The 24,909-nt window shown below is 64.0% G+C and carries 23 protein-coding genes; 17 read left to right on the forward strand and 6 right to left on the reverse strand.

Going from position 1 to position 24,909, the window contains the following annotated elements:
* Positions 1–2,964, reverse strand: coding sequence for a DNA polymerase I (gene polA, locus ACWGS8_RS03720; protein WP_454580113.1), 2,964 nt, complete (start codon positions 2,962–2,964; stop codon positions 1–3).
* 421 nt (positions 2,965–3,385) lie between these two features.
* Here polA and ACWGS8_RS03725 point away from each other — a divergent pair, with 421 nt between their 5' ends.
* The 8 genes from ACWGS8_RS03725 to ACWGS8_RS03760 all read left to right on the forward strand — a co-directional run bounded on the left by ACWGS8_RS03725 (position 3,386) and on the right by ACWGS8_RS03760 (position 10,446).
* Entirely contained in the window at positions 3,386–4,771 is a 1,386-nt protein-coding gene (locus tag ACWGS8_RS03725) for a M20/M25/M40 family metallo-hydrolase (protein WP_454579652.1), read from the forward strand.
* Positions 4,772–4,848: 77 nt separating this feature from the next.
* On the forward strand, positions 4,849–5,469 hold the full coding sequence (locus ACWGS8_RS03730) for a ribonuclease D (protein ID WP_454579653.1): 621 nt from the start codon (positions 4,849–4,851) through the stop codon (positions 5,467–5,469).
* Between the two features lie 86 nt (positions 5,470–5,555).
* Positions 5,556–5,759: a hypothetical protein gene (locus tag ACWGS8_RS03735; protein WP_454579654.1), complete on the forward strand. Its 204-nt coding sequence runs from the start codon at positions 5,556–5,558 to the stop codon at positions 5,757–5,759.
* A gap of 108 nt (positions 5,760–5,867) precedes the next feature.
* The gene (locus ACWGS8_RS03740; RefSeq protein WP_454579655.1) at positions 5,868–6,122 is read left to right on the forward strand and encodes a GlsB/YeaQ/YmgE family stress response membrane protein; all 255 of its coding nucleotides are present in this window, start codon (positions 5,868–5,870) and stop codon (positions 6,120–6,122) included.
* A 25-nt stretch (positions 6,123–6,147) separates the two neighbouring features.
* Positions 6,148–6,294, forward strand: a complete 147-nt coding sequence (locus tag ACWGS8_RS03745) for a hypothetical protein (RefSeq protein ID WP_454579656.1) — start codon at positions 6,148–6,150, stop codon at positions 6,292–6,294.
* A gap of 300 nt (positions 6,295–6,594) precedes the next feature.
* Positions 6,595–6,975, forward strand: coding sequence for a hypothetical protein (locus ACWGS8_RS03750; protein WP_010911561.1), 381 nt, complete (start codon positions 6,595–6,597; stop codon positions 6,973–6,975).
* Positions 6,976–7,332: 357 nt separating this feature from the next.
* Positions 7,333–9,603, forward strand: coding sequence for a transglycosylase domain-containing protein (locus ACWGS8_RS03755; protein WP_454579657.1), 2,271 nt, complete (start codon positions 7,333–7,335; stop codon positions 9,601–9,603).
* A 90-nt stretch (positions 9,604–9,693) separates the two neighbouring features.
* A complete protein-coding gene (locus ACWGS8_RS03760) occupies positions 9,694–10,446 on the forward strand; it encodes an SDR family NAD(P)-dependent oxidoreductase (protein WP_019861229.1) in 753 nt (250 codons plus the stop codon).
* Positions 10,447–10,471: 25 nt separating this feature from the next.
* On the opposite strand, the gene ACWGS8_RS03765 is transcribed toward ACWGS8_RS03760, so the two are convergent.
* Complete coding sequence (locus ACWGS8_RS03765) at positions 10,472–11,392, reverse strand: zinc-binding dehydrogenase (RefSeq protein WP_454579658.1); 921 nt, start codon at positions 11,390–11,392, stop codon at positions 10,472–10,474.
* A gap of 101 nt (positions 11,393–11,493) precedes the next feature.
* Here ACWGS8_RS03765 and ACWGS8_RS03770 point away from each other — a divergent pair, with 101 nt between their 5' ends.
* On the forward strand, positions 11,494–12,300 hold the full coding sequence (locus ACWGS8_RS03770) for an AraC family transcriptional regulator (RefSeq protein ID WP_454579659.1): 807 nt from the start codon (positions 11,494–11,496) through the stop codon (positions 12,298–12,300).
* Here ACWGS8_RS03770 and ACWGS8_RS03775 read toward each other — a convergent pair whose 3' ends face one another.
* Positions 12,301–14,085: a cation:proton antiporter domain-containing protein gene (locus ACWGS8_RS03775; protein WP_454579660.1), complete on the reverse strand. Its 1,785-nt coding sequence runs from the start codon at positions 14,083–14,085 to the stop codon at positions 12,301–12,303.
* A gap of 214 nt (positions 14,086–14,299) precedes the next feature.
* Entirely contained in the window at positions 14,300–14,749 is a 450-nt protein-coding gene (locus ACWGS8_RS03780) for a baeRF12 domain-containing protein (protein ID WP_454579661.1), read from the reverse strand.
* Positions 14,750–15,130: 381 nt separating this feature from the next.
* Here ACWGS8_RS03780 and cysG point away from each other — a divergent pair, with 381 nt between their 5' ends.
* The 7 genes from cysG (at position 15,131) to ACWGS8_RS03815 (ending at position 22,536) form a co-directional block, all read left to right on the forward strand.
* Positions 15,131–16,582, forward strand: a complete 1,452-nt coding sequence (cysG, locus tag ACWGS8_RS03785; protein WP_454579662.1) for a siroheme synthase CysG — start codon at positions 15,131–15,133, stop codon at positions 16,580–16,582.
* Positions 16,579–16,872 carry a DUF2849 domain-containing protein gene (locus ACWGS8_RS03790; protein WP_454579663.1) on the forward strand — a complete coding sequence of 98 codons (294 nt, stop codon included), beginning with the start codon at positions 16,579–16,581 and terminating at the stop codon, positions 16,870–16,872. The genes cysG and ACWGS8_RS03790 overlap by 4 nt, the downstream gene beginning before the upstream one ends.
* 45 nt (positions 16,873–16,917) lie before the next feature.
* Positions 16,918–18,588, forward strand: coding sequence for a nitrite/sulfite reductase (locus tag ACWGS8_RS03795; protein WP_454579664.1), 1,671 nt, complete (start codon positions 16,918–16,920; stop codon positions 18,586–18,588).
* Positions 18,563–19,327 (forward strand): phosphoadenylyl-sulfate reductase, encoded by a 765-nt coding sequence (locus ACWGS8_RS03800; protein ID WP_454579665.1) that lies wholly within the window; start codon positions 18,563–18,565, stop codon positions 19,325–19,327. The genes ACWGS8_RS03795 and ACWGS8_RS03800 overlap by 26 nt, the downstream gene beginning before the upstream one ends.
* Before the next feature lie 170 nt (positions 19,328–19,497).
* On the forward strand, positions 19,498–20,028 hold the full coding sequence (locus ACWGS8_RS03805; RefSeq protein ID WP_454579666.1) for a DUF934 domain-containing protein: 531 nt from the start codon (positions 19,498–19,500) through the stop codon (positions 20,026–20,028).
* Between the two features lie 96 nt (positions 20,029–20,124).
* Positions 20,125–21,732 carry a GMC family oxidoreductase gene (locus tag ACWGS8_RS03810; RefSeq protein ID WP_454579667.1) on the forward strand — a complete coding sequence of 536 codons (1,608 nt, stop codon included), beginning with the start codon at positions 20,125–20,127 and terminating at the stop codon, positions 21,730–21,732.
* Positions 21,733–21,915: 183 nt separating this feature from the next.
* The gene (locus tag ACWGS8_RS03815) at positions 21,916–22,536 is read left to right on the forward strand and encodes a DJ-1/PfpI family protein (RefSeq protein WP_454579668.1); all 621 of its coding nucleotides are present in this window, start codon (positions 21,916–21,918) and stop codon (positions 22,534–22,536) included.
* A gap of 48 nt (positions 22,537–22,584) precedes the next feature.
* Here the strand turns inward: ACWGS8_RS03815 and ACWGS8_RS03820 are convergent, their stop codons facing one another.
* The gene (locus tag ACWGS8_RS03820; RefSeq protein WP_454579669.1) at positions 22,585–23,607 is read right to left on the reverse strand and encodes a fatty acid desaturase; all 1,023 of its coding nucleotides are present in this window, start codon (positions 23,605–23,607) and stop codon (positions 22,585–22,587) included.
* Positions 23,608–23,697: 90 nt separating this feature from the next.
* Positions 23,698–23,901 (reverse strand): hypothetical protein, encoded by a 204-nt coding sequence (locus tag ACWGS8_RS03825; RefSeq protein ID WP_454579670.1) that lies wholly within the window; start codon positions 23,899–23,901, stop codon positions 23,698–23,700.
* A 237-nt stretch (positions 23,902–24,138) separates the two neighbouring features.
* On the opposite strand from ACWGS8_RS03825, the gene grpE reads away from it, so the two are divergent.
* Complete coding sequence (grpE, locus tag ACWGS8_RS03830; protein WP_010911507.1) at positions 24,139–24,771, forward strand: nucleotide exchange factor GrpE; 633 nt, start codon at positions 24,139–24,141, stop codon at positions 24,769–24,771.
* Positions 24,772–24,909: the final 138 nt, after the last annotated feature.

Consider the following 24,909-nt stretch of genomic DNA (forward strand, 5'->3'; position numbering starts at 1 on the left):
TCAATGCGCCTCGTCCCAATTGTTGGCCGCTCTGGCATCAACGTGCAGCGGCACCGACATCGATACAGCCGGCATCGCCGCGTTTTCCATGACATGACGCACGACGGGAATCGTCGCTTCGACTTCGGCCTCGACCGTCTCGAAGATCAGCTCGTCGTGCACCTGCAGCAGCATGCGGGCCGACAGTTTCGCCTTGTCCAGCGCTTCCTCCATGCGCACCATGGCGCGGCGGATGATGTCGGCGGCGGTGCCTTGCAGGCGGGCGTTGATCGAGGCGCGCTCGTTGAACGCGCGCAGCGACGGGTTCGAGGAGCGGATATCGGGGTAGTGGATGCGGCGGCCGAAGATGGTTTCGACAAAGCCATGCTCGCGGGCATAGGCCTTGGTCTCCTCGATGTAGTCGCGGATGCCAGGGAAGCGCTCGAAATATTTCTTGATGTAGTTGCTGGCTTCCTCGCGCGGGATGGACAGCTGGTTGGCGAGGCCGAAGGCCGAAATGCCGTAGATGATGCCGAAATTGATCGCCTTGGCGCGGCGGCGGATCTCGGAAGGCATGCCCTCGACCGGAACGTTGAACATTTCCGACGCGGTTATGGCATGGATGTCGGCGCCGTCGGCGAAAGCCTGCCGCAATTGCGGAATCTCGGCGACATGGGCGAGCACGCGCAGTTCGATCTGGCTGTAGTCGGCCGAGACCAGCCGGTTGCCCTTGTCGGCGATGAAAGCGGTCCTGATCTTGCGGCCTTCGGCGGTGCGCACCGGAATGTTCTGCAGGTTCGGGTCGGAGGACGACAGCCGGCCCGTCGTCGTCGCGGCGAGTGCATAGGAGGTGTGGACGCGCCTGGTGTCCGGGTGGATGAAGCCGGGCAGCGCATCGGTATAGGTCGACTTCAACTTGGTCAGCTGGCGCCAGTCGACGATCTTGCGCGGCAATTCGTGGCCTTCGGCGGCGAGGTCTTCCAGAAGCTGCGCCGAGGTCGACCATTGCCCGGTCTTGGTTTTCGAACCGCCGGGCAGGCCCATGCGGCCGAAGAGGATGTCGCCCAGCTGCTTGGGCGAGCCGATGTTGATGCGTTCGCCGATGAGCTGGTAGATTTCCTCTTCAAGCCGGGCGGCACCCTGCGCCAGTTCGCCTGACAGCCTGGACAGGATCTGCCGGTCGACCGAAATGCCGCGCTGCTCCATGCGCGCCAGCACCGGCACCAGCGGCCGTTCCAGCCGCTCGTAGACCGAGACCAGGCCCTTGGCGGCAAGCCTGGGCTTCAGCACCAGCCAGAGCCGCAACGTGACATCGGCGTCCTCGGCGGCGTGCGCCGTCGCCTTGTCGATATCGACCTGGTCGAAACCGACGGAACTCTTGCCGGAGCCGGTGACATCCTTGAGCTGGAGCGGGGTGTGGCCAAGCCATTTCTCGGCAAGCTGGTCCATGCCGTGGCCATGCGGCGTGCCGGCATCGAGCACGTAGGAGATCAGCATCGTGTCGTCGAACGGCGCGACATCGATGCCATAGCGGCTCATGATGACGAGATCATATTTCAGGTTCTGCGCGATCTTGAGGACCGATCTGTCCTCGAGCAGCGGTTTCAACACCGCCAGCGCCTCGCGCAGAGGTATCTGGTTTTCGAGCGCGCCGCCGCCGAGCAGGTCGCCATTGCCGCTCTTGTGGGCGAAGGGAATGTAGCCGGCGCGGCCGGGCGCCGTGGCTATGGCCATGCCGATCAGTTCGGCCTGCATCGGATCGGCTGATGTCGCCCTGACGTCGAAGGCGGCAACGCCAGCCTCCCGCGCCTCGGCGACCCAAGCTTTCAGGGTCGCGATATCGCGAATGCAGGGATAGGCCGCCGTATCGATCTTGCCGGTCGCCGCGCGCTCCAGCCGCAAGGCCGACAGCAGGGAAGGGGTATCGCCTTGCCTGGCGGTGTCCGCTGTCGGCGTGGCGGTTGCCTCGCCATTGGCCTGGCCCGTCTCGGCACCGCTACGGGCCAAAACCGGCGCTCCGGCGCCGACATCGGGGCCGTGCGCGTTGTCGGCGCGCTCGACGGTCACCGCGACGGCCTGGACGTCGCCGGCCTCGGTGCTGGTCGCTTCCGCCACGCGGCGGGTCAGCGAGGTGAATTCCATGGTCTTGAGGAAACCGATCAGCTTCGGACCGTCCGGGGCATGCAGGACGAAGTCGTCCAGCCCCTCGGCCACCGGCACGTCGTTCTTCAGCGTTACCAACTGGCGCGAAATCAGCGCCTTGTCGGTGTTGGCAATGATCGATTCGCGCCTCTTGTCCTGCTTGATCTCGCCGGCGCGGGCGAGCAGTCCGTCGAGGTCGCCGAACTGCTCCAGCAGTTGCGCCGCCGTCTTAGGCCCGATGCCGGGCACGCCGGGCACATTGTCGACCGAGTCGCCGGTCAGCGCCTGCAGGTCGACCATCTTCTCCGGCGGCACGCCCCATTTCTCGATGACTTCGGGAATGCCGATGTGGCGGTCCTTCATCGGGTCGTACATGCCGACCGTATCGCCGACCAGCTGCATCAGATCCTTGTCGGAGGAGATGATGGTGGTGTCGCCGCCGGCTTCGCAGGCCAGCCGGCAATAGGTGGCGATGAGATCGTCGGCCTCGAAACCCTCCATCTCGATGCAAGGCAGGTTGAAGGCCTTGGTCGCCTGGCGGATCAGGCCGAATTGCGGGATGAGGTCTTCAGGCGGCGCCGAACGGTTGGCCTTGTATTCGGGGTAGAGGTCGTTGCGGAAGGTTTTCGAGGAATAATCGAAGATAACCGCGAAATGCGTCGGCACGATGCCTACATCGGTGTTGCGGGCATCCTGCATCAGCTTCCACAGCATGTTGCAGAAACCGGAAACGGCACCGACCGGCAGGCCGTCGGACTTGCGCGTCAGCGGCGGCAGCGCGTGATAGGCCCGGAAGATGTAGCCGGAGCCGTCGATGAGGAAAAGATGATCGCCTTTTTTCATGCCGGCAGGGATAGCGCGGCGCGGTGGCTTGGTCCATGCCAAAGACATCGCCAGGTGTCGGTTCCGTCAACACCCTGACAGATCGGGGTATGCGGGCCTGATCACGGGCACGTTACAAAAGTGTAACGTTGGTGCCCTTGAATCGCCACGTTCAGAGACCCAAATACACACCATCGGCAGTTTTCGCCGAAGTCCGGAGCAAGGCCCGTCCCCCGCCTATCCCGGACACCTGCGGCAGCCTATCCCCCCTCTCCGGGCTGCCGCATCGTTTCGAGTATGAGGCCGCCGTGGTTCCCCCTCCACCACGGCGGTCTTTTTTTGGGCCGAGGCAGGGGACTCGCGCCGTGGTCCAACGATCCCGGGCTTTTCGTTTCACCGCTCTGCCTTTACGGTTCCGGCACTGAATCGAAAGGCTTCACAAATGTCCGCAGTTTCCCCCGTCCTCGACCGCCTCGACCAGAATCTCGACCAGAGCCTCGACCGCCTGTTCGGCCTGCTCAGGATCAAGTCGATCTCCACCGATCCGGCCTATGTCGCCGACTGCCGCAAGGCGGCGGAATGGCTTGTCGCGGAGCTCAAGCTCATCGGCTTCGACGCCAGCGTGCGCGACACGCCGGGACACCCGATGGTGGTTGCGCATCATGAGGGGCCGGCGGGCGCCCCCCATGTGCTGTTCTATGGCCATTACGACGTGCAGCCGGTCGACCCGATCGAATTGTGGGAAAACGATCCGTTCGCACCAGCGGTGAAGGAGGTTGGGCCTGATCACAAGGTGATAACAGGGCGTGGCTCGGCCGACGATAAGGGCCAGCTGATGACCTTCGTTGAGGCTTGCCGCGCCTGGAAGCAGGTGCATGGCAATTTGCCATGCCGCGTCACGATCCTGTTCGAAGGCGAGGAGGAGTCAGGCTCGCCGTCACTGAAGCCGTTCCTCGAGGCCAATGCCGCCGAGCTCAGTACCGATTTCGCGCTTGTCTGCGATACCGGCATGTGGGACCGCGAGACGCCGTCCATCTGCGTTTCGCTGCGCGGGATGGTTGGCGAAGAGGTGACGGTCAAGGCGGCTGACCGCGACCTGCATTCGGGGCTTTATGGCGGTGCTGCCGCCAATCCGATCCGTATTTTGGCCAAGGTGCTGGCCGACATCCACGACAAGGATGGCCACATCACCATCCCCGGCTTTTATGACGGCGTCGAGGAAACACCAACACAGGTGCTGAAGGCTTGGGAAAGTCTCGGCGAGACGGCCGAGACTTTTCTCGGCCCTGTCGGCCTGTCGATCCCTTCGGGCGAAAAAGGCCGCTCGGTGCTGGAACTGACCTGGGCGCGGCCGACCGCCGAGTTCAACGGCATCATCGGCGGCTACACAGGCAAAGGCTTCAAGACAGTGATCGCGGCGGAAGCCTCGGCCAAGGTGTCGTTCCGCCTGGTCCACAAGCAGGATCCGAAGGCAATCCGTGCCGCGTTCCAGGCCTTCGTGCGGGAACGTATCCCAGCCGATTGCTCGGTCGAATTCCACCCACATGGCGGCTCGCCCGCGATCCAGCTTTCCTATGACTCGCCGTTTCTGGCCAAGGCAAAGGACGCGCTATCGGACGAATGGGAGAAACAGGCGGTCACGACCGGCAGTGGCGGATCAATCCCGGTTGTCGGCGATTTCCAGACCTATCTCGGTATCGAGTCCCTGCTGGTCGGCTTCGGCCTCGACGACGACCGCATCCACTCTCCCAACGAGAAATACGAGCTGTCCTCCTTCCACAAGGGCCAGCGTTCCTGGGCGCGCATTCTCGATGCGCTGACGCGCTGAGCGGCGGAAAGACGTTTTTCTGTTGATTTTTCACCGGATCGCGGCGAGGACGGGGAACGCCGCGACCGGAGAAGACCATGGCCGACATCCGTTTCCACAAACATGATTTGCCCGACCTTTCGCGTTACAATGTCGGGGCAGTGGCCATCGACACCGAGACGCTGGGTCTGAACCCGCATCGCGACCGATTGTGCGTCGTGCAGATATCGCCCGGCGACGGCAGCGCCGACGTCATCCAGATCGCACCCGGACAGAAGAAGGCGCCGAACCTCGTCAGCCTGCTGAAGAACCGCAGCGTGGCGAAGCTGTTCCATTTCGGACGCTTCGACCTTGCCGTGCTCTACAACGCTTTCGGGGTGATGCCCGAACCGGTGTTCTGCACCAAGATCGCCTCGCGGCTGACCCGCACCTATACCGACCGGCATGGGTTGAAGGACATCTGCTTCGAGCTTCTCGGCGTCGGCCTGTCCAAGGCGCAGCAATCGTCGGACTGGGCGGCCGAAACGCTGTCGCCCGAGCAGCTCGAATATGCCGCCTCGGACGTGCTCTATCTGCACCGGCTGCGCGATGTGCTGGCCGGGCGGCTGGCGCGCGAGGGGCGGACCAAGGAGGCAGATGCCTGCTTCCGCTTCCTGCCGACGCGAGCCAAGCTTGACCTGATGGGCTGGGACGAAGAGGATATCTTCGCGCACAGCTGACCGCCTTCGCGACAATCCGCGCCCGACGGTCGGTTGGGAACCAGATGCCAGTCGTCGCGTTCCGTGGGCTGTAAAAGGGGGATGACATGGCTGACAGAAAGCCGATCGCAACCGCGCCGACCGACGGCTCCAAGGTCTCCATCACGTGGAAGGATGGTGACGGCGTCATCAACGAATCCATCGGGCAATATCGCGATGACGGCTGGTGGGTCTACACCGACAGCCACACGCAAAAGAAGGTCGAGCCGATCAGCTGGCGGCCCACTTCCAGAGACGACGACGATCAATGAGCGCCGCTGGCGGGGCCAATTGCTTTCGAATAGCCTGAAGCCGTTGATATCGGGGCCGATTCGGAGCCTTCCGCTCCGCGCTCGCCCTCTTCTCGGAGGAAAATCGCTATGGGTGTCGAAAGCCTTCTCGTCTTCATCATCATCGGTGCCATCGCCGGCTGGCTAGCCGGTCTCATCGTCTCGGGTTTCGGCTTCGGCCTGATCGGCAACATCATCGTCGGCATCGTCGGCGCGTTCATCGCCGGCTGGCTGTTTCCGCGGATCGGCTTCTCCATTGGCGGCGGCGTCATTGCTGCCATCATCCACGCCACGATAGGCGCCATCATCCTTCTGGTGCTGGTCAAGGTGCTGAAACGAGCCTGAGGCTCGAAACGACAAAGGGCGCGCCATGAAGCAGAACACGCTCTATCTCATCATTGGCGCGCTCGTGGTCGTGGTCATCGCGCTTGTCGTCTATGTCTACCGCGAGCAGACCAAACCGAAAGGCGTCGAACTCAAGATCGACGACAAGGGCATTTCAATCCAGCAGAACTGAGCTTCCCATCGGCCGGGAGGCGCGGCGCCAGGCCCGCCGGCGTCCTGCGGCACGCCTTGAGGTCGACGGGTCGAACAGCGTCGTGGCGGTGATCTGTGAGGCGCAGGCGCTGGCCTTTTTCGCGCTGTCGTCGATACGCGGCGGAGTTGAGAATTGCCGACAAGACGGGGCCATTGCATCGGCATAATGCCGGAAGCGCGATTACCCCGGCATGGAATTAGAATGACGGATCGATGCTTCGGCGCTATGATGTCAATACAGGGCGTTTGGGGTCAACCAACCTATTACTAGGAGGTTGCCATGAAACACCAAACACTAGACCAGCTGCATGCAGTGGCTGAGGTCAACACACAGCCGGTAATGAGCCGAACCCAACGTCTCATACGTTGGGCCGAGCTTCTTGAACGTGAGCCCAGCCGGCTCCTGACCGCGCTCGCCGGGACTGAATACCGTGCGCCGGCGGAACGCGATGTCATGCGAGGCGATGGCTCGCCGATAGCGGTTGCCTTCACGGACCCCATACTGCATGACGAGGGTCTGAAAGACGATAGCTATGGCGAAGCCAAGCGCTTCTTCGAGCTGACCGACCACCAACTGCACGAGATCGTCTGCTACTGCCATGTCGGCGAGGTTATGCAATCGTCCAGGGCAGCGCTCTCGGTTCGTGCGGCGATCGGCTGACGCATGTCCACCAGGTGATCGCCTGGTGACGAGTGATTTGGGGCGCGGTCGAACGCGAAGCCGCGAGCATTTGCGATCGCGCCCCAACACGGAACATGTCCGCGACTGCCTGGGTCGCGGCTGAGAATGGTTCGGGCCTTGGCGCCCGGACAAAATGCCAGGGCGAGGATTGTTCCATCGCGGCCGGCGCGACCGTTTGCCAGCGCCAAATCAGCGGCTCGAACAACGCGATCACCGCCGGACCCCAGGCATTTGATTATCAATCGCCTCGAATTTTTCCGACTTAACCCGCCCTTAAATCGCCGCATCTACTCTGCAACCGGAGCGCCGTAGGCACCGGGGACAGCAAGCGCAGGCATGGCGAACCGCAGAGACAGCCGCATCGAGCCCAGTTTCGAGGGACCGCCACAGGCGCGATCCCAGCCGGGTCTTTCGGTGAGCGAGGAGGACCGCGTCGTGCCAAGCAACCGCAAAGCCTCCGCAAAACGCAAATCGTCGAAGGCGAAATCGTCGCGCGGCGGGCGCGGCAGGAGCCGGCGCGGCCTGTTCGGCGTGCTCGGCCGGCTGTTCTACTGGTGCTTCGTGCTCGCCATCTGGGGCGGCATCGCGGTGGCCGGCGTCGTTATCTATTACGGCGCCAAGATGCCGGCGGCCACCACCTGGTCGATCCCCGATCGCGCCCCCAACATCAAGATCGTCTCGGCCGATGGCCAGTTGCTCGCCAACAGGGGCATGAGCGGCGGCGAAGCCGTCGGCCTGCACGAAATGTCGCCTTACATTCCCGAAGCCGTCATCGCCATCGAGGACCGCCGGTTCTACTCGCATTTCGGCGTCGACCCGATCGGCCTGTCACGCGCCATGGTGACCAACCTGCTCGGCGGGCATTTCTCGCAAGGCGGTTCGACGCTGACGCAACAATTGGCCAAGAATCTGTTCCTGAAGCCCGACCGCACGCTGGAGCGCAAGGTGCAGGAGGTGCTGCTGGCGCTGTGGCTGGAGCACAAGCACACCAAGGACCAGATCCTCGAAATGTACCTCAACCGGGTCTATTTCGGCTCCGGCGCCTTTGGCGTCGAGGCGGCTTCGCGGCGTTATTTCGGCAAGAGCGCGCGCGATGTCACGCTCTCGGAGGCGGCGCTGCTTGCGGGTTTGCTGAAAGCGCCGTCGCGGCTGTCGCCGGCGCGCGATCCCAAGGCGGCGGAGGAGCGTTCGCAGCTCGTGCTCGCGGCCATGCGTGAAGAGGGCAAGATCAGCGACAAGGAGCTGAAGACGGCGCTCAGCGCGCCGGCGACGCGTGCGCCGTCCTACTGGACCGGCTCGGAAAACTATGTCGCCGACACCATCATGGAAGAACTGCCCGACCTGATAGGCGACGTGCGCGGCGACATCATCATCGACTCCACCGTCGACCTGAACCTGCAGAAGCTCGCCGAGCAGTCGATCCGCCGGCTGATCGACGAAAGCGGCAAGAAGCTCAACGTCACCCAGGGCGCGCTGGTGTCGATCGACGATTCCGGCGCGGTGCGCGCCATGGTTGGCGGCTATGATTATTCGACCAGCCAGTTCGACCGCGCCTCGGAAGCGCGCCGGCAGCCAGGCTCGGCGTTCAAGCCGTTCGTCTATATGGCCGCCTTGGAGGCCGGCCGCACGCCCGACAGCATCCGCAACGACGCGCCGATCAAGATCGGCAACTGGACGCCCGACAATTACGGCGGCAAGTATTTTGGCAAGGTCACGCTGGCGACGGCACTGGCCAAGTCGCTGAACTCGGTCGCCGCGCAGCTGGCCATGGAGGTGGGGCCGAACGCGGTGGTGGAAGCGGCGCACCGCATGGGCATCCAGTCCGAGCTACAGGCCAACACCTCGATCGCGCTCGGCACCTCGGAAGTGACGCCGCTGGAACTGACCTCGGCCTATGTGCCGTTCGCCAATGGCGGCTACAAGCCCGACATCCACTTCATCCGCCGCATCACGACCGCCGAGGGCAAGGTGCTCTACGACAGCGGTGGTGGCAGCGCGCCGCGCGTGGTGAAACCCGAGATCGTCGGCATGATGAATTCGATGATGACCGGCACCGTCGAGGTAGGCACGGCCAAGAAGGCGGCCTTCGCCTGGCCGTCGGCCGGCAAGACCGGCACCAGCCAGAATTCGCGCGATGCCTGGTTCGTCGGCTACACCGCCAATCTCACCACCGGCGTGTGGTTCGGCAATGATGACGGCACGGGGATGAAAAAGGTCACCGGTGGGGCGCTGCCGGCGCAGGCCTGGCACGAATTCATGGTCGCAGCACACGAGGGCGTACCGGTGCGGCCGCTGCCCGGCACCTGGAAATCGACGCCGGCCGACACGATCGTGCCCGACGACATACCTTCGGCCGACAACAATCAGCCAGCGCCGGTCCCGTCCGCATCGGTTGGCCAGCAGGCGCCGTCGGCACAGCAGACCCAGGCGGCAGCGCCAGCCCGCGTGGCGCGGCCTGCCCAGACCGTCGATGCCGATGGCTTCAACATGCCGGCGGACGACGGCACCACCGCTTCGGTCGGCCATCCGGTGCCGCCGGGCAATGTTGGCGGTCCGCTGAAGAAGAAGAAACAGACCTCTATCCTGGATATTCTGGGCGGCGGCTGAGCGCGGACGCCCCGGCGGCTCACAGCGGCGTCAATCCGCCTCTCGCCAGCGCCACGGTGTTCGGCTACACCTCCGGCCGGAGACCGCGACATGGCTGAACTCGACACCAGAAAAACCATCGTGCTGACCGGCGCCAGCCGCGGCATCGGCCATGCCACGGTCAAGCGCTTTTCACGCGAGGGCTGGCGCGTCATCACCTGTTCGCGCCAGGCCTTTGCCGAGGATTGCCCATGGCCGGCCGGCCCGGAAGATCACATCAAGGTCGACCTTGCCGATCAGGAAGATGTCGGCATCGCCGTCTCGGAAATCCGCCATCGGCTCGAAGCGCATGGTGGCCAGCTCAATGCGCTGGTCAACAATGCCGGCATTTCGCCCAAGCTCAAGGACGGCAACAGCCGCATGAACTCGATCGACACGCCGATGCATGTGTGGCGCGACGTGTTCCAGGTCAATTTCTTCGCGCCGATCATGCTGGCGCGCGGCCTGTTCAAGGAGCTGGCGACGGCCAAGGGCTCGATCGTCAACGTCACCTCGATCGCCGGCACCCGCGTGCATCCCTTCGCCGGCACCGCCTATGCGACATCGAAGGCGGCTCTCGGCTCGCTGACCCGCGAGATGGCGCATGACTTCGGTCCGCATGGCATCCGGGTCAACGCCATTGCGCCGGGCGAGATCGACACGGCGATCCTGTCGCCGGGCACGGAAAAGATCGTCGAGACGATCCCGCTCAGGCGCCTCGGCACCACGGCGGAGGTCGCCGACATCATCTTCTTCCTGTGCTCGCAGCAGGCCTCCTATGTGACCGGCTCGGAAATCCACATCAATGGCGGCCAGCACGTGTGAGTCAGCCGACTTCGGCCAGGATTACTCATCCGGCCATGGTGAGAACAGCCTTGCCGCTGAAGCTGCGCTGTCGCAGGGCGTCCAGAGCCTGGGCGATATCCATCCACGGCACGGTCAAGGCGATGCGGGTCTCCAGCCGGCCGGCCGCGACCAGCGCGAGCAACGCGCCAATATCGGCGCCAATGCCGGAGCCGGATGTGTAGTAGGCGAAGGTCTGAAGCCTCGCTCCCTCATGGCCCGGAACGAACTGGCGGAAGCCAATGGGCGTGAACTCGCCACTGCTTGAACCGAACATGACGATGGTCCCGCCGGGCGCGACACGTTCGATCGCGCGGGCGAGGCTTTCGCCGCCGACCGACTCAGTGATCAGCGAAAATGGTCCCTCGGCCAGCTCGATCGCCTCGACGACCTGCTCGGCTCCGAGATCGCGCAGATCCCCCGCATGCCGGGCGGCGGCGACCGCGGTCACTGAGGCCCCTTGTCCGCAGGCGATCTGGATCTGGAAACGGCCGACCGCGCCGCTTGCGCCGGTGATCAGCACCTTTTGGCCGGCGAGGTCACCGCCATGGCGCAATGTCCTCAGCGCCGTCGTGCCCGCAACCGGGAGCGTGGCGGCGGAAGCGAAGCTGACCTCATCGGGCAGGGCGGCGAGACGATCGGCCGGAACGGCGACGCGTTCGGCCCAGCCAGCCTCGTCGACCAAAGCCACGACCCTGGCGCCCACGGCTGGCCCGGAGCCGTCCGCTGCTGCCCGTTCGACGATCCCGACGATGTCCTGGCCAGGTATCCAGCCGTCCGGGCGTATGGCGAGCAGGCGCAGTTCGCCGCGGTTCAACGAGGTTGCGCGGACGGCGACAAGAGCCTGGTTCGCGCAAGGCTGTGGCTCGTCCACTTCGGCGAGTTTCAATCTGGCTGCATTGTCGGAAGAGATGGTGAGGGCGAGCATGGGGTACACCTTGGCCAATTGGCGAGAACGACCGAACCTACCGATTTACGCTGACGAATAATCTAGATATAAAAGCAATTGATCGCTAAAAGCCGTCAGTCATGAGACAGCCGCTCCGCTACCCATGGCTCGATTTCGACGTCGATGACGTCCTTGCTCCGGCGATCGCCGTGCGCGTCGATGTCACCGAGACCAAGGCCGAGGTGTCACAGCACTGGCACCGCAAAGGGCAACTCGTCTTCGCGCTTGGTGGCGGCGTCACCTGCCGCGTTCCCAGCGGCCTCTGGATGGTGCCGCCGCATTGCGGCGTGTGGGTGCCGAGCGGCATGCAGCACAGCAACATCGCGACCGCCAATGCGCGGATTTTCTTCGTCTATATCGAGCCGGGCGCGGCTGAGCTGCCAGGCCGGTGCTGCACGTTTTCGATCTCGCCACTGCTGCGCGAGCTGATCATCGAATTGTCGGACTGCGCGCCTGATGACGCGCGGTGCGCCTTCCTGGGAAGCGTCCTGCTTGCCGAACTGCCTGATATGCCTGTCCAGCAACTGCATCTGCCGATATCCTCCGAGCCGCGCCTGAAGCGGATCGCGGAAGCGCTGGCGAACGATCCTGCCGACCGCAGCACGCTGGCCGAATGGGGAAAACGCGTCGCGCTCAGCGAGAGCAGTCTTGCTCGTCTCGTCGTGAAAGAGACCGGCTTGAGCTTCGGCCGCTGGCGCCAGCAATTGCACTTGATCGTTGCGATAAGGGAACTGGCTTCGGGCGCAAGCGTTCAGCGGGTTTCGGGCGATCTCGGCTATGAGTCCGTCACGGCCTTCATCACCATGTTCAAGAAGGCGCTCGGCAAGCCGCCCGCGCAGTACCTCAGCAGCATCGCACGTAATGGCGGTTCCGCCTTCGTGGCGTGATCAGGCTGCGGACGGTTCAGTCGCGGATAGCTTGTGACCGAGCACCTCTTCGACGATGCCGCGCGCGATTTCGCGTTCGCCCATGATCACCGTGTCGGCGCCGAGCCCCTTGAGATGCTCTACCTCGGCATCGGAATGGGCGCGGGCGACGACGTTGATGCCGGGGTTGGCGGCGCGTGCGCGCAGCACGATCTGGCCTGCCTCGAACGCGTTGGGGATGGCCAGGATCAACCGGCCGGCGCCTTCGGGATTGGCGGCGGCGAATACTTCGGCGTTGGCGGCATTGCCGGCGACGGCTTCGATGCCGTCCGCCTTCAGCTTGGCCAGCGTCTTGTCGGCGTCCTCGATGACGAGGAAGGGCAGGGCTGCTCCTTTCAGCGCCGCACCGACGAGGCCGCCGACGCGGCCATAGCCGATCAGGATGGCATGGCCGGTGAGCGCCGTCTTTGGCGGCGGGCCGTCTTCCTTTTTTGCTGCCGCCGCGACCGAGGCCACCTGGCCCGGCTCGGTCGCCGGACCGACCGGCTTGGCACCGGCCGGCGGCGCCGTCCTGGCGGCGCGGGCCTCCAGCCACGGCTTCATCCAGTCGACGACCAGGAACATCAGCGGGTTGAGCATGATCGACAGGATGGCGCCGGCCAGGATCAGGTCTCGGCCCTGTTCGGGCAAAAGTTTCAGCCCGACGCCGAGTTCGGCCAGGATGAAGGAGAATTCGCCGATCTGGGCAAGGCTGGCCGAAATCATCAAAGCGGTCGCCAGGGGATAGCCGAAGGCGACGACGATGACGAACGCGGCCAGCGACTTGCCGATGACGATGATGGCCAGTGTCGCCAGGATCGGCAGGCCGTTGCTGACTAGGCTGAACGGGTCGAACAGCATGCCGACCGAGACGAAGAACAGCACAGAGAAGGCGTCGCGTAGCGGAAGCGATTCTTCGGCCGCGCGGTGGCTGAGCTCGGATTCGCTCATGATCATGCCGGCGAAGAAGGCGCCAAGCGCCAGCGAGACACCGAACAGTTTCGCCGCGCCGAAGGCGACGCCGAGCGCAATGGCGAGCACCGAGAGACGAAACAGCTCGCGTGACCCGGTGTGGGCGACATAGTGCAGGATCCACGGAATGACCCGGCGGCCGACCACCAGCATGACGACGACGAAGGCGGCGACCTTGGCGAGCGTGATGCCGACGACGCCCCAGATGCCGTAGCTGGCGGGCAGCGACAGCAGGCCGCTCAGCTGCACATCGGCCTGTTCCTGGCCGCCGAGCACGCCGGCAAGGGCGGGCAGCAGCACCAGCGCCAGCACCATCGCCAGATCCTCTACGATCAGCCAGCCGACGGCGATGCGGCCGCGTTCGGTCTCGATCAGGCGGCGTTCCTGAAGCGCGCGCAGCAGCACCACGGTCGAGGCGACCGACAGCGCCAGGCCGAACACCACCCCTGCGCCCATCGACCAGCCGAGCATCCAGGACAGTCCGGCGCCGAGTGCCGTGGCAAAGCCGATCTGGACAATGGCGCCCGGCACGGCGATGGCGCGCACCGACAGCAGGTCCTTCAGCGAGAAATGCAGGCCGACGCCGAACATCAAGAGGATGACGCCGATCTCGGCCAGTTCATTGGCAAGGCCGGCATCGGCGACGAAGCCGGGCGTATTTGGCCCGACCAGCACGCCGGCTACGAGATAGCCGACCAGCGGCGGAATGCGGAAACGGTTGGCGAGAGCCCCGAAGACGAAAGCCAGCCCCAGACCGGCGACGATGGTGGCGATAAGGGGCGTGTCATGCGGCATTGTCTATGGAGCGCCTTTCAAGCTGGGGATGTCGGATGTGCGCCGCCCGAAGCCGCCGCCTGTTGCAATATGGTGGAAGGGGCGACGGTGATGCAACCCGCAGGCTGCGAAAATCGGCGCTGCGGCGGCAAAATGCGCGACCGGCGGCCGAGATGCCGCCGGTCCGGTTTGCGCCCACCGTGGCCTTCGCCTCGATGGGGGACCCCTCGCGGGGTCAGGCTGCTTGCAGCATGGCCTCGATCTCGGAGATGGCGTGGTTGGTCATGGTTTTCGGAATTTCAGCCGTCACCTTGTCACCGACCGCCTTATGCAGCTTCTTGCGCATGGCGCCGAGCACCACCGGCGGGGCGACAAGCACGATGCTGTCGAACTCACCGCCATGGGCGAGCTTGTAGAGGCGGGCCGCGATCTCTTCCGCGAAGCGCTCCTTGCCGATCCGATGCCAGTCGGTATCCTCGACGGCGCTGCGATGCACGGACGGGCCATCATTGTATCGGCCGGGGCTGTCGCTTCCCTGTTCACGGGTGGGTGGGTTCTCCTGTTCCATCACTTGCACGACTTCGAGATTCGGAAACTTGTTATCGCCGGCATTCTTGAGCAAGAGCGCCTTTTCACCGTCGGCCACCAGGACCCAGATGCCGTGCCTCAGTTTGATTGTGTCCATGAAAGCGCTCCTTTTGATAAATGGCTACGCTTCGGAACGCATTTCAACCCGGCAACGTTCCACCCCCTACGGCGAAGCGACGGCGGTGCCGCCAGCGGCTGAATACGCAATCAGTGAGTGGACGACTTTAATCTACTAAATTGGTAGAAATTAGAAAAAACTGTTTTGCTAGATCAAGGCCAGATGGCTAAAAAGACCTGAAATCAAGGCTCGCTTCAGCGGCTTGAATCCGTCCGCACGCTGGACGTGGAATATTTTTCTCCTGCCTTTCGCAGTTGCGAAAAAGCGATTGCCTGCCATCACAGGATGCGCGAGTGCTTTGCTTCTGGTTTTTCGCGCACGGGCGTAAAACTGCGATCCTGTTCCCGGATTGCTTTTCTCATGCCGCAGACCAATGCCAAGCTCAATGCCTTCCCCGTCTTCGTGCGGGTCGAGGGCGAAGCCGTGGCCATTGTCGGCGGTGGCGATGAAGCCCTGGCCAAGGCGCGGCTGATCGGACAATCGAGCGCGGTGCTGCGCATCATCGCCGAAAATGCCGGGCCGGAGCTGCTTGCCTTCATTGCTCAGTCCGGCGCCAGCCATGAAGCGGCAGCTTATGACGCCTCGCAACTGGAAGGCGCGGTCATGGTGTTTGCCGCCAGCGGCGATGAGGCGCTCGACCGCCGCGTCGCAGCGGACGCGCGCCGCTTGAGCATTCCGGTCAATGCCGTCGACCGGCCGGAGCTCTGCGACTTCTTCACCCCGGCGCTGGTCAACCGCGCGCCGGTCGCCATCGCCATCGGAACCGAAGGCGCCGGCCCGGTGCTGGCCCAGATGCTGCGCGGCCGCATCGATCAGATGCTGTCGCCATCGCTCGGTTCGCTGGCGACGCTCGCCGCTTCACTGCGTGGGGCAGCCGAGAAATTGCTGCCGAAAGGCAATGCCCGCCGCCGCTTCTGGAACAGTTTTTTCCAAGGTGCGCCTGCCCATGCCGTGGAAGCCGGCCAGCTGTCGCAGGCGCATGACGTCGCCGTCGATCTGCTGCTGTCGAACGCGCTGGCTTCGGGCCACATAGCCCTGGTCGGCGCCGGTCCGGGCGCCGAGGATCTGCTGACGTTGCGGGCGCACCGCCTGCTGATGGAGGCCGATGTCATCGTCCATGACGCGCTGGTGCCGGAGGCGGTCGTTGCCATGGGCCGCCGCGATGCCGAGCGCCTGCCGGTCGGCAAACGCAAGGGCTGCCACAGCAAGAGCCAGGCGGAGATCAACGCGCTGCTGGTCGAGCTCGGCCGCCAGGGCAAGCGCGTGGTGCGGCTGAAGTCGGGCGATCCGCTGGTGTTCGGCCGCGCCGGCGAGGAAATGGCGGCACTGCGCGATGCCGGCATCGCCTATGAGGTGGTTCCGGGCGTCACCGCGGCCTTTGCCGCCGCCGCCGATTTCGAACTGCCGCTGACCTTGCGCGGCGTCTCCTCGTCGATGGTGTTCACCACCGGCCACGACCTCAAGGGCAATTCACTGCCCGACTGGGCCAAGCTGGCGATTTCCGGCGCCACCGTCGCCGTCTATATGGGCCGCTCTGTCGCTGCCGAGGTTGCCGGCCGGCTGATCGAAGCCGGCCTGTCGCCGGACACGGCGGTGGCTGTGGTCGAGAATGCCAGCCTTGCCAACCGGCGCCGCTTCCACGGCACGCTGGCCGACCTGCCGTCGCTGGAAGCGCGTGGCGATCTTTCCGGGCCGGTCATGACCATTATCGGCGATGCTGTCGCCGGCGCCAATTTTGAACGGTCCAAGCCGCTTGCGGCACATAGGAATGAAGGCGCGGCCAAAGCCGCCGCAGAGAGAGTTCAGCCATGAAGATACTGACCGCCAACCGCCTGACGGACGGCATCGCCGTCTGGTACGCCGATGGCGGCTGGGCCGAGACGGTGGGTCAGGCCGACCTTGCCCACGACAAGGCGGCCGAGGATCGCCTGGAGGCGATCGGCGCCAAGGCCTATGCCGGCAATGAAGTGGTCGACGTCAATCTGATCGACGCGGAAGTCATCGACGGCCTCGTCGAGCCGGTGCGGCTGCGTGAAAAGATCCGCGCCGCCGGCCCGACCGTCCGCGGCGATCTCGGCAAGCAGGCCGAGCGGGTGGCGTAGCCAGTTTTTGAGTGAAACGGGCGGACGCGCCCTGAAAGACGAAGCATGTACCGTTACGATGAGTTCGACCACGATTTTGTCCAGGCCCGCGTCGCCGAGTTCAGCGACCAGGTCCAGCGCCGGCTGTCCGGCGAGATATCAGAGGACCAGTTCCGGCCGCTGAGGCTGATGAACGGCGTCTATTTGCAACTGCACGCCTATATGCTGCGTATCGCGGTGCCGTATGGCACGCTGAACGGCAAGCAGCTGCGCATGCTCGGCCACATCGCCCGCAAATACGACAAGGGCTACGGCCATTTCACCACGCGCCAGAACATCCAGTTCAACTGGCCGGCGCTGTCGGACATTCCGGCGATCCTGGCCGATCTGGCAAGTGTGGAGATGCACGCCATCCAGACCAGCGGCAACTGCATCCGCAACGTCACCGCCGACCACTTTGCCGGTGCCGCCGCCGACGAGGTCGCCGATCCGCGTCCCTATGCGGAGATCCTGCGGCAATGGTCTTCGGTGCATCCGGAATTCTCGTTCCTGCCCAGGAAATTCAAGATCGCGGTGACCGGCGCCGAGCGCGACCGCGCTGCCATCCAGACGCATGACATCGGCCTGCACCTGAAGAAGAACGCCGCCGGCGAGCTCGGCTTTGCCGTCTATGTCGGTGGCGGCCAGGGCCGCACGCCGATGGTGGCAAGGAAGATCCGCGACTTCCTGCCGGAAGCCGACCTTCTGTCCTACTGCACGGCGATCCTGCGCGTTTACAACCTCTATGGCCGCCGTGACAACAAGTACAAGGCGCGCATCAAGATCCTCGTGCACGAGACCGGCGTCGAGGAGATCACCCGCCAGGTCGAGGCCGAATGGCAGGATTTGAAGGACGCCGAGCTGAAGCTGCCGGATGCCGATATCCGCGCCATCCAAGCCTATTTCGCGCCGCCGGAGCTGGCTGACCGGCCGGAAGGCGACCAAGCCGTCAAGCTGGCGCGTCTCGATTCCAGAGGCTTCTCGGAGTGGCTCGACCAGAATGTGGTGACGCACCGCCATCCCGACTATGCGGCGGTGACGATTTCGCTCAAGGGCATCGGCGAGGTGCCGGGCGACGCCTCCGACAGTCAGATGGAAGCGGTTGCCGACATCGCCGAAAAATACGCCTTCGACGAGTTGCGCGTCAGCCATGAGCAGAACCTGATCCTGCCGCATGTGGCGCGCGCCGATCTCAAGGCGGTCTATGACGCGCTGGTCGATATCGGGCTGGCGACGGCCAATTCCAATTTGATATCGGACATCATCTCGTGCCCCGGTCTCGACTATTGCGCGCTGGCCACCGCACGCTCGATCCCGATCGCGCAGGAAATCTCGCAACGCTTTGCCTCGCTGGAGCGGCAGCGCGAGATCGGCGAGCTGAAGCTGAAGATTTCCGGCTGCATCAATGCCTGCGGCCATCATCATGTCGGCCATATCGGCATCCTCGGCGTCGAGAAGAAGGGCTCCGAGCTCTATCAGGTGACGCTGGGCGGCTCGGCCGACGAGAACACGTCGGTGGGAGAGATCATCGGCCGCGGCTTCTCGTCGGAAGAGATCACCGACGCCATCGAGCAGATCGTCGAGACCTATCTCGGCCTCCGGCTCAATCCACAGGAAAAATTCATCGACGCCTACCGCCGTGTCGGTCCCGCGCCGTTCAAGGAGGCGCTCTATGCTGGCGAAACCAAGGCCGCTTGACCATGTCGCGGATGCCGATGACGGCGTCGCCGCCAAGGCGGCGGGGCTCGACGCGCTCTACGGCCATCTGAAGCCGCTCGAGATCATCGAACGCTCGGCGCGCGAACTGTTTCATGATGAGATCGCCGCGGTGTCGTCTTTCGGGGCGGATTCGGCGGTGCTGCTGCACATGATCGCCGAGATCGACCGCACGCTGCCGGTCATCTTCCTCGACACCGGCAAGCATTTCGAGGAGACGCTCGGCTATCGCGACGCGCTTGTCGCCGATTTCGGCTTGACCAACATCCAGGTCATCAAGCCCGAGGAAGCGGCGCTCGCGCGGATCGACCCGACGGGCAATCTGCACCAGAGCAACACCGATGCTTGCTGCGACGTGCGCAAGGTCGAGCCGCTGGCGCGTGGCGTGGCACCCTTCCGCGCCTGGTTCACCGGCCGCAAGCGCTTCCAGGCCTCGACGCGGGCAGCGCTGCCGGTGTTCGAGGCGGTCGGCGCGCGCATCCGCATCAATCCGCTGGCGCACTGGACGACATCGGACCAGGCCGACTACATGCGGGCGCATGCGCTGCGCGAGAATCCGCTGGTCGCCTATGGCTATCTGTCGATCGGGTGTTTCCCGTGCACGCAACCGGTGCAGCCGGGCGAGGATGCGCGCAGCGGCCGCTGGGCCGGTCATGCCAAGACCGAGTGCGGCATTCATCTGTCGGGGCTGGAAGTGTCGCTGACCGATGCGTCCCTATAGGATGTGCTGAGATTCAGGTGAGGCTGGCCTGCAAATGGCAGCTTCCTGCGCTTCCGGTGCTCACGTACTTCAAGTACGCTCCGCTCCGGTTCTCGGAAGCCGCCATTTTCGGCGCAGCCTGACCTGAATCTCAGCACATCCTTGGCTCGTTTGAATATTTAGGAATTTTGATGATCGAAACGACGACATCGGAGACCCGGCTCTGGACCCCGCAGGGTTTTCGCGAGGATGAGTGGGCTCATGCCGAAAGTGCCGACGCTCTGTCCGGCAATGGCCGCTTCATCCTGCCGCTGCTGGCGTTCCTCGACCTTGATCCCGAGGTGCGCCGGTCCGCCAAGGAGCGGCTCGGCGTGGTGCTGCAGCCCGGCGATCAGCTCGAGAAGATAGCCGACCTGCTTGACCAGCTGTCGCTGGTGGCGCTGGTCTTCCCGGCCTTCAGCGATGGGCGCTCCTTCTCCAAGGCCGAACTGCTGCGCAGCCGCTACCAATTCCAAGGCGCCGTTCGCGCCACCGGCCAGGTGCTGGTCGACCAGTTGCCGCATATGCTGCGTCTCGGCTTCGACGAGTTCGAGATTTCCAACCCGGTGCTGCTGAAGCGCCTGAAGGAAGACCGCACCGGCGGCTTGGGGCTTTACTACCAGCCAGCCGCCGTGCCGGAGCCCAAGGGCCCGAAATATTCCTGGCGGCGCGTTCGCAGCTGACGTTGGGGTAATTCCACCCATCTTTACATAGGCCGTAATCGAGCCTTCTCTTGGTCATCCGGACGGAAACATCCGCCGGGTGCCAGGGAGGAAGTCATGGATTTCGACTATGTCGTCGCCGGCGGTGGGTCCGCCGGCTGCACGCTTGCCGCGCGGCTATCCGAAGATCCGTCGAAAACGGTCTGCCTGATCGAAGCCGGCGGCGCGGGCAGCAACCTGCTTATCCGCGCGCCGGCAGGCATCATCGCACTGTTGCCGGGCCGGCCGAAGATCAACAACTGGGCGTTCGAGACAGTGCCGCAGCAGGGCCTTGGCGGCCGCAAGGGCTACCAGCCGCGCGGCAAGGCGCTGGGTGGATCCAGCGCCATCAATGCCATGCTCTATACGCGCGGGCACCGCGGCGACTATGACGAATGGGCTGATCTCGGCTGCGACGGCTGGTCATGGGACGAGGTGCTGCCCTATTTCAGGCGGGCGGAAGGCAATCAACGCGGCGCTGATGCCTTGCATGGCGATGACGGGCCGCTACGGGTTGCCGAGCAGCAAGAGCCACGTCCACTCTCCCGGGCCTTTGTCGAGGCCTGCGGCGAAAACCAGATCCGCCGCAACGATGATTTCAACGGCCTCGAACAGGAAGGTGCAGGCCTCTATCAGGTGACGCAATTCTGGGGCGAACGCCGCAATGGCGAGCGCTGCTCGGCGGCCGCTGCCTATCTGCAACCGGCGATGAACAGGTCGAACCTTACCGTCATTACCGGAGCGCATGCCACGGCGATCATCCTCAATGGCAAGCGCGCCACCGGCGTGCGGTATCGCGCGGGAAAGGGCGAAGCCGTCGCGAAAGCCAGGCGCGAGGTGATCGTCTGCGGCGGCGCCTTCGGTTCGCCTCAGCTCCTGTTGCTGTCGGGCATTGGCCCGGCTGCCGAGCTTGCCATGCATGGCATTCCGGTCATTCATGAACTGCCCGGTGTTGGCAAGAACCTGCAAGACCACCTCGATTTCATCATGGGCTGGACGTCCAGGGATGCCGACATGATGGGCATCGGCCTGCGCGGCCTACCTGGCCTGCTGCGGCACGTGCTGCGCTGGCGCAAAGACGGCAGCGGCATGATCGCCACGCCCTATGCCGAAGGCGGTGCCTTCCTCAAATCCGATCCGGCGGTAGAACGGCCCGACCTGCAACTGCATTTCTGCATCGCGATCGTGGATGATCATGGCCGCAAGCTGCATATGGGATATGGCTTCTCCTGCCATGTCTGCGTGCTGCGGCCGCATTCGCGCGGCGAGGTCGGGCTGTCGACTCATGATCCCCTGGCGCCGCCGCGCATCGATCCGCGCTTTCTTTCGGACGAACGCGACGCCGAGCTTTTGCTCAAGGGGGTCAGGATGATGCGCGGTATCCTGGAGGCGCCGGCGCTGGCCAGATATCGCCACAAGGAAATCTACACCGCCGGAGTTTCGAGCGACGCGGATTTGATGTCCCACATCCGTGCTCGCGCCGACACGATCTATCACCCGGCCGGCACCTGCAAGATGGGTATCGACGAGCTGGCGGTGGTCGATCCGCAATTGCGGGTCCACGGGCTTGAAGCCTTGCGGGTCGTCGATGCCTCGGTGATGCCGACGCTGATCGGCGGCAACACCAACGCCCCGACCATCATGATCGCCGAGAAGGCGGCGGACATGATCAAGGCGGCGGCCTGACTGCGCTCTGGTCGAACCAGCGAGGCTGTTTTCTTCTGCCGAGAAGCGCCTTCGGCCGAGAAGGCGGAAAGCTGGTCATACCAATTTGGCGATTTGCGCTTTCCCTTTGACCCTCCTGCCCTTAGGATAGGGAACATTATTTCGCGACCCGAAATAAATATGGCCACAAGGGAGGAACCGGGAATGGCTGGCAAGAAAATATTGATGCTCGTTGGCGAGTTCAGCGAGGAGTACGAGATTTTCGTCTTTGAACAGGCCATGCATGCCGTCGGCCACACCGTGCATGTCGTCTGCCCGGACAAGAAGGCAGGCGATGTCCTCAAGACCTCGCTGCACGACTTCGAAGGCCATCAGACCTATACGGAAAAGCTCGGCCACGACTACATCCTCAACAAGACGTTTTCCGAGGTGGATCCGGCCCAGTATGACGCCGTCTACGCGGCGGGCGGGCGCGGTCCCGAATACATCCGCATCGACAAGCGTGTGCAGGCGCTGGTGCGGCATTTCCACGAGGCCGGCAAGCCGATCTTCACCATCTGCCATGGCGTGCAGATCCTGATCGCGGTCGACGGCGTGGTGCGGGGCAGGGAAGTGGCCGCACTGCACTATTGCGAGCCGGAAGTGACGCTTGCCGGCGGCATCTACATCGACGTCGCGCCGACCGGCGCTCATGTCGACGGCAATCTGGTGTCGGCCAAGGGTTGGCCGGGCCTGTCCAGCTTCATCCGCGAGTGCCTGAAGGTGCTCGGCACGGAGATCCGCCATGGCGAGATCCTGATGCGCGAAGAGCGCCAGGCCGCCTGAACAAGGCGTTTGCTTCCGCCGCCGCGCCAAGGCGCGGCGGTCGTCGTTCTACATCGTCGCCCGTGCCTCCCGGAACGACACCAGCTTGCGGCGGTTCTCGTCCCACAATGCCAGTTTGACGCAGCGCAGGCTGTCGAGCAGCGTGACGCGACCGATGCCGCGCAGTTCCGGGTAATCGCGCAGCACTTCCTGCAGCCGGTAGCCCGGCACCTTTGCGGAGAGGTGGTGGACGTGATGGACGCCGATATTGCCGGTAAACCAGTTCAGCACCGGCGGCAGGTCGTAATAGGACGACCCATGCAAGGCGGCGCGCTGGAACTCCCAGTCGTCATCCTTAGCCCATTCCGTCTCCTCGAACTGATGCTGGACGTAGAACAGCCAGATACCGGCCGAGCCGGCGAGAATGACGATCGGCAGATGGACGACCAGAAACGCACCGGGGCCGACGGCCCAGATAAGCAGGGCCGCCGCCAGCGCGATGGCGAGATTGGTAGTCATCGATGATACCCAGGGCGTCAGGCCGCCGCGCATCATGCCGATGGGCAGTCTTTGCGAGAAGATGAACAGCCAGATCGGTCCAAGCCCGAACATCACCAGGGGATGGCGATAGAGGCGGTAGGCGAGGCGCCCGCGCCAGGACAATTGCCGGTATTCGGCAACGGTCAGCGTCCTGATGTCACCCATGCCGCGCTCGTCGAGATTGCCGGCGCTGGCATGATGCGTCGCGTGAGCGCGCCGCCAGCAATCGTAGGGCGTCAGTGTCAGCACACCAAGCGCGCGGCCGATCCAGTCGTCGGCGTAGCGGTTGGCGAAGAAGGAGCCATGGCCGCAATCGTGCTGGATCATGAAGATGCGGACCAGGAACCCGGCCGCTGGCAGGATCAGGACCAGCCCCCACCAATGGCCATAGGCATAGGCGGCCGAGGAGAGCGCCCAGAGCGTGGCGAACGGAATGAGGGTGATGGCGAGTTCGACGACGCTGCGTCGCCGGTCCGGCTTCTTGTAGCGCGCCAGGATCTTCAACCAGGCACGCTTGCTGTTGGCGGCCGCATCGGGGGAAATCATGTTCATCAGGAAGCATAGGCACGGCATGTGGTCGCCGCAAGACAGCCATCACGCAAAATTACTGTGCGTAATTGTCGCGTAAGCGCTCGACGGGAATTACTGCCGCCGCAATCTGGCGTCGCCATCCTCGACCCGGTCGAGGCGGTCGAGCAGTCGCCTGAAGCGGTCGTGAGTGTCGGCTTCGATACGGAAAGCCGGCAAGGTACGCAGAAAACGCGTCATCGCCTCGGCACCGAACTGGCGCCTGACTTCGGCGGCGAGCCTTTCTGCCTTTTTTTCAGCCTTGTCGCGGGTCATCATTTCAAAATCCTGTGTCGGCTCCGAAACTCCTCCGGCAAGGGAATGGTTCCCACATCACGCTTCCGTAGCAAGCCAAGCCGGCAGTCACGGTAAAATTTGAATTAAAATCGAAGGAGCGCTGTTGATCGCCGCCAGGTCGGGCCATAGGCCCAATGGCGGCTTACCCCTTGATTTTTGGCCGCCAAACCTCGATATCGGGCACAAAATCCATACCATTCGAGATGACGGGAAACGGCGATGAGCGACCAGGCAAAAGACGAACGCGCGCCCAGTGAAGCCGAGGCGGCAGAGGCCAATGCCGAGCGCACGGAAGGCAGCATTGACGGCGACTATGAAGCGCTTGTGCGACTGCTGAAGGAAAATGAAGAGCTGAAGGACCGCGCGCTGCGCGTCGCGGCCGAGATGGAAAACCTGCGCCGCCGCACCGCGCGCGACGTGCACGACGCGCGCACCTATGCGGTTGCGAATTTCGCCCGCGACATGCTGTCGGTGTCGGACAACCTGCGCCGCGCGCTGGACGCCATTCCGGCGGAGGCCAAGGCCTCGGGCGACGCCGGCTTCAAGGCGCTGATCGAAGGCGTCGACCTGACCGAGCGCGCCATGCTGTCGGCGCTGGAACGGCATGGGGTCAAGAAGCTAGCGCCGGAAGGCGAGAAGTTCGATCCCAATTTCCACCAGGCTATGTTCGAAGTGCCCAATCCCGATGTCCCGGCCAACACCGTGGTCCAGGTCGTGCAGCCGGGCTATTCGATCGGCGAGCGCGTACTGCGTCCGGCCATGGTCGGCGTCGCCAAGGGCGGCCCGAAGATTGCCGCCGAGGCGCCGGTCGAGCCGGGGCCGGTGAATGAGCAGGCGGAGAAGGATGCGTAGTAAGGGGTTAGGCAGTAGGCAGTAGGCAGTAGGCAGTAGGCAGTAGGCAGTAGGGAACAAGGCAGTCGTATCAATCGCGCGGCTTCGTGCTATTCATACACCCCAATTCCCAATCCCTACTGCCTAATCCCTACTGCC

It is taken from the genome of Mesorhizobium sp. 43Arga (assembly GCF_053714255.1).

What these genes read in the sequence shown, in the direction of transcription:
- polA (WP_454580113.1), bottom strand. Translation starts at nt 2,964, where the DNA reads ATGAAAAAAGGCGATCATCTTTTCCTCATCGACGGCTCCGGCTACATC.
- ACWGS8_RS03725 (WP_454579652.1), top strand. Translation starts at nt 3,386, where the DNA reads ATGTCCGCAGTTTCCCCCGTCCTCGACCGCCTCGACCAGAATCTCGAC.
- ACWGS8_RS03730 (WP_454579653.1), top strand. Translation starts at nt 4,849, where the DNA reads ATGGCCGACATCCGTTTCCACAAACATGATTTGCCCGACCTTTCGCGT.
- ACWGS8_RS03735 (WP_454579654.1), top strand. Translation starts at nt 5,556, where the DNA reads ATGGCTGACAGAAAGCCGATCGCAACCGCGCCGACCGACGGCTCCAAG.
- ACWGS8_RS03740 (WP_454579655.1), top strand. Translation starts at nt 5,868, where the DNA reads ATGGGTGTCGAAAGCCTTCTCGTCTTCATCATCATCGGTGCCATCGCC.
- ACWGS8_RS03745 (WP_454579656.1), top strand. Translation starts at nt 6,148, where the DNA reads ATGAAGCAGAACACGCTCTATCTCATCATTGGCGCGCTCGTGGTCGTG.
- ACWGS8_RS03750 (WP_010911561.1), top strand. Translation starts at nt 6,595, where the DNA reads ATGAAACACCAAACACTAGACCAGCTGCATGCAGTGGCTGAGGTCAAC.
- ACWGS8_RS03755 (WP_454579657.1), top strand. Translation starts at nt 7,333, where the DNA reads ATGGCGAACCGCAGAGACAGCCGCATCGAGCCCAGTTTCGAGGGACCG.
- ACWGS8_RS03760 (WP_019861229.1), top strand. Translation starts at nt 9,694, where the DNA reads ATGGCTGAACTCGACACCAGAAAAACCATCGTGCTGACCGGCGCCAGC.
- ACWGS8_RS03765 (WP_454579658.1), bottom strand. Translation starts at nt 11,392, where the DNA reads ATGCTCGCCCTCACCATCTCTTCCGACAATGCAGCCAGATTGAAACTC.
- ACWGS8_RS03770 (WP_454579659.1), top strand. Translation starts at nt 11,494, where the DNA reads ATGAGACAGCCGCTCCGCTACCCATGGCTCGATTTCGACGTCGATGAC.
- ACWGS8_RS03775 (WP_454579660.1), bottom strand. Translation starts at nt 14,085, where the DNA reads ATGCCGCATGACACGCCCCTTATCGCCACCATCGTCGCCGGTCTGGGG.
- ACWGS8_RS03780 (WP_454579661.1), bottom strand. Translation starts at nt 14,749, where the DNA reads ATGGACACAATCAAACTGAGGCACGGCATCTGGGTCCTGGTGGCCGAC.
- cysG (WP_454579662.1), top strand. Translation starts at nt 15,131, where the DNA reads ATGCCGCAGACCAATGCCAAGCTCAATGCCTTCCCCGTCTTCGTGCGG.
- ACWGS8_RS03790 (WP_454579663.1), top strand. Translation starts at nt 16,579, where the DNA reads ATGAAGATACTGACCGCCAACCGCCTGACGGACGGCATCGCCGTCTGG.
- ACWGS8_RS03795 (WP_454579664.1), top strand. Translation starts at nt 16,918, where the DNA reads ATGTACCGTTACGATGAGTTCGACCACGATTTTGTCCAGGCCCGCGTC.
- ACWGS8_RS03800 (WP_454579665.1), top strand. Translation starts at nt 18,563, where the DNA reads ATGCTGGCGAAACCAAGGCCGCTTGACCATGTCGCGGATGCCGATGAC.
- ACWGS8_RS03805 (WP_454579666.1), top strand. Translation starts at nt 19,498, where the DNA reads ATGATCGAAACGACGACATCGGAGACCCGGCTCTGGACCCCGCAGGGT.
- ACWGS8_RS03810 (WP_454579667.1), top strand. Translation starts at nt 20,125, where the DNA reads ATGGATTTCGACTATGTCGTCGCCGGCGGTGGGTCCGCCGGCTGCACG.
- ACWGS8_RS03815 (WP_454579668.1), top strand. Translation starts at nt 21,916, where the DNA reads ATGGCTGGCAAGAAAATATTGATGCTCGTTGGCGAGTTCAGCGAGGAG.
- ACWGS8_RS03820 (WP_454579669.1), bottom strand. Translation starts at nt 23,607, where the DNA reads ATGAACATGATTTCCCCCGATGCGGCCGCCAACAGCAAGCGTGCCTGG.
- ACWGS8_RS03825 (WP_454579670.1), bottom strand. Translation starts at nt 23,901, where the DNA reads ATGATGACCCGCGACAAGGCTGAAAAAAAGGCAGAAAGGCTCGCCGCC.
- grpE (WP_010911507.1), top strand. Translation starts at nt 24,139, where the DNA reads ATGAGCGACCAGGCAAAAGACGAACGCGCGCCCAGTGAAGCCGAGGCG.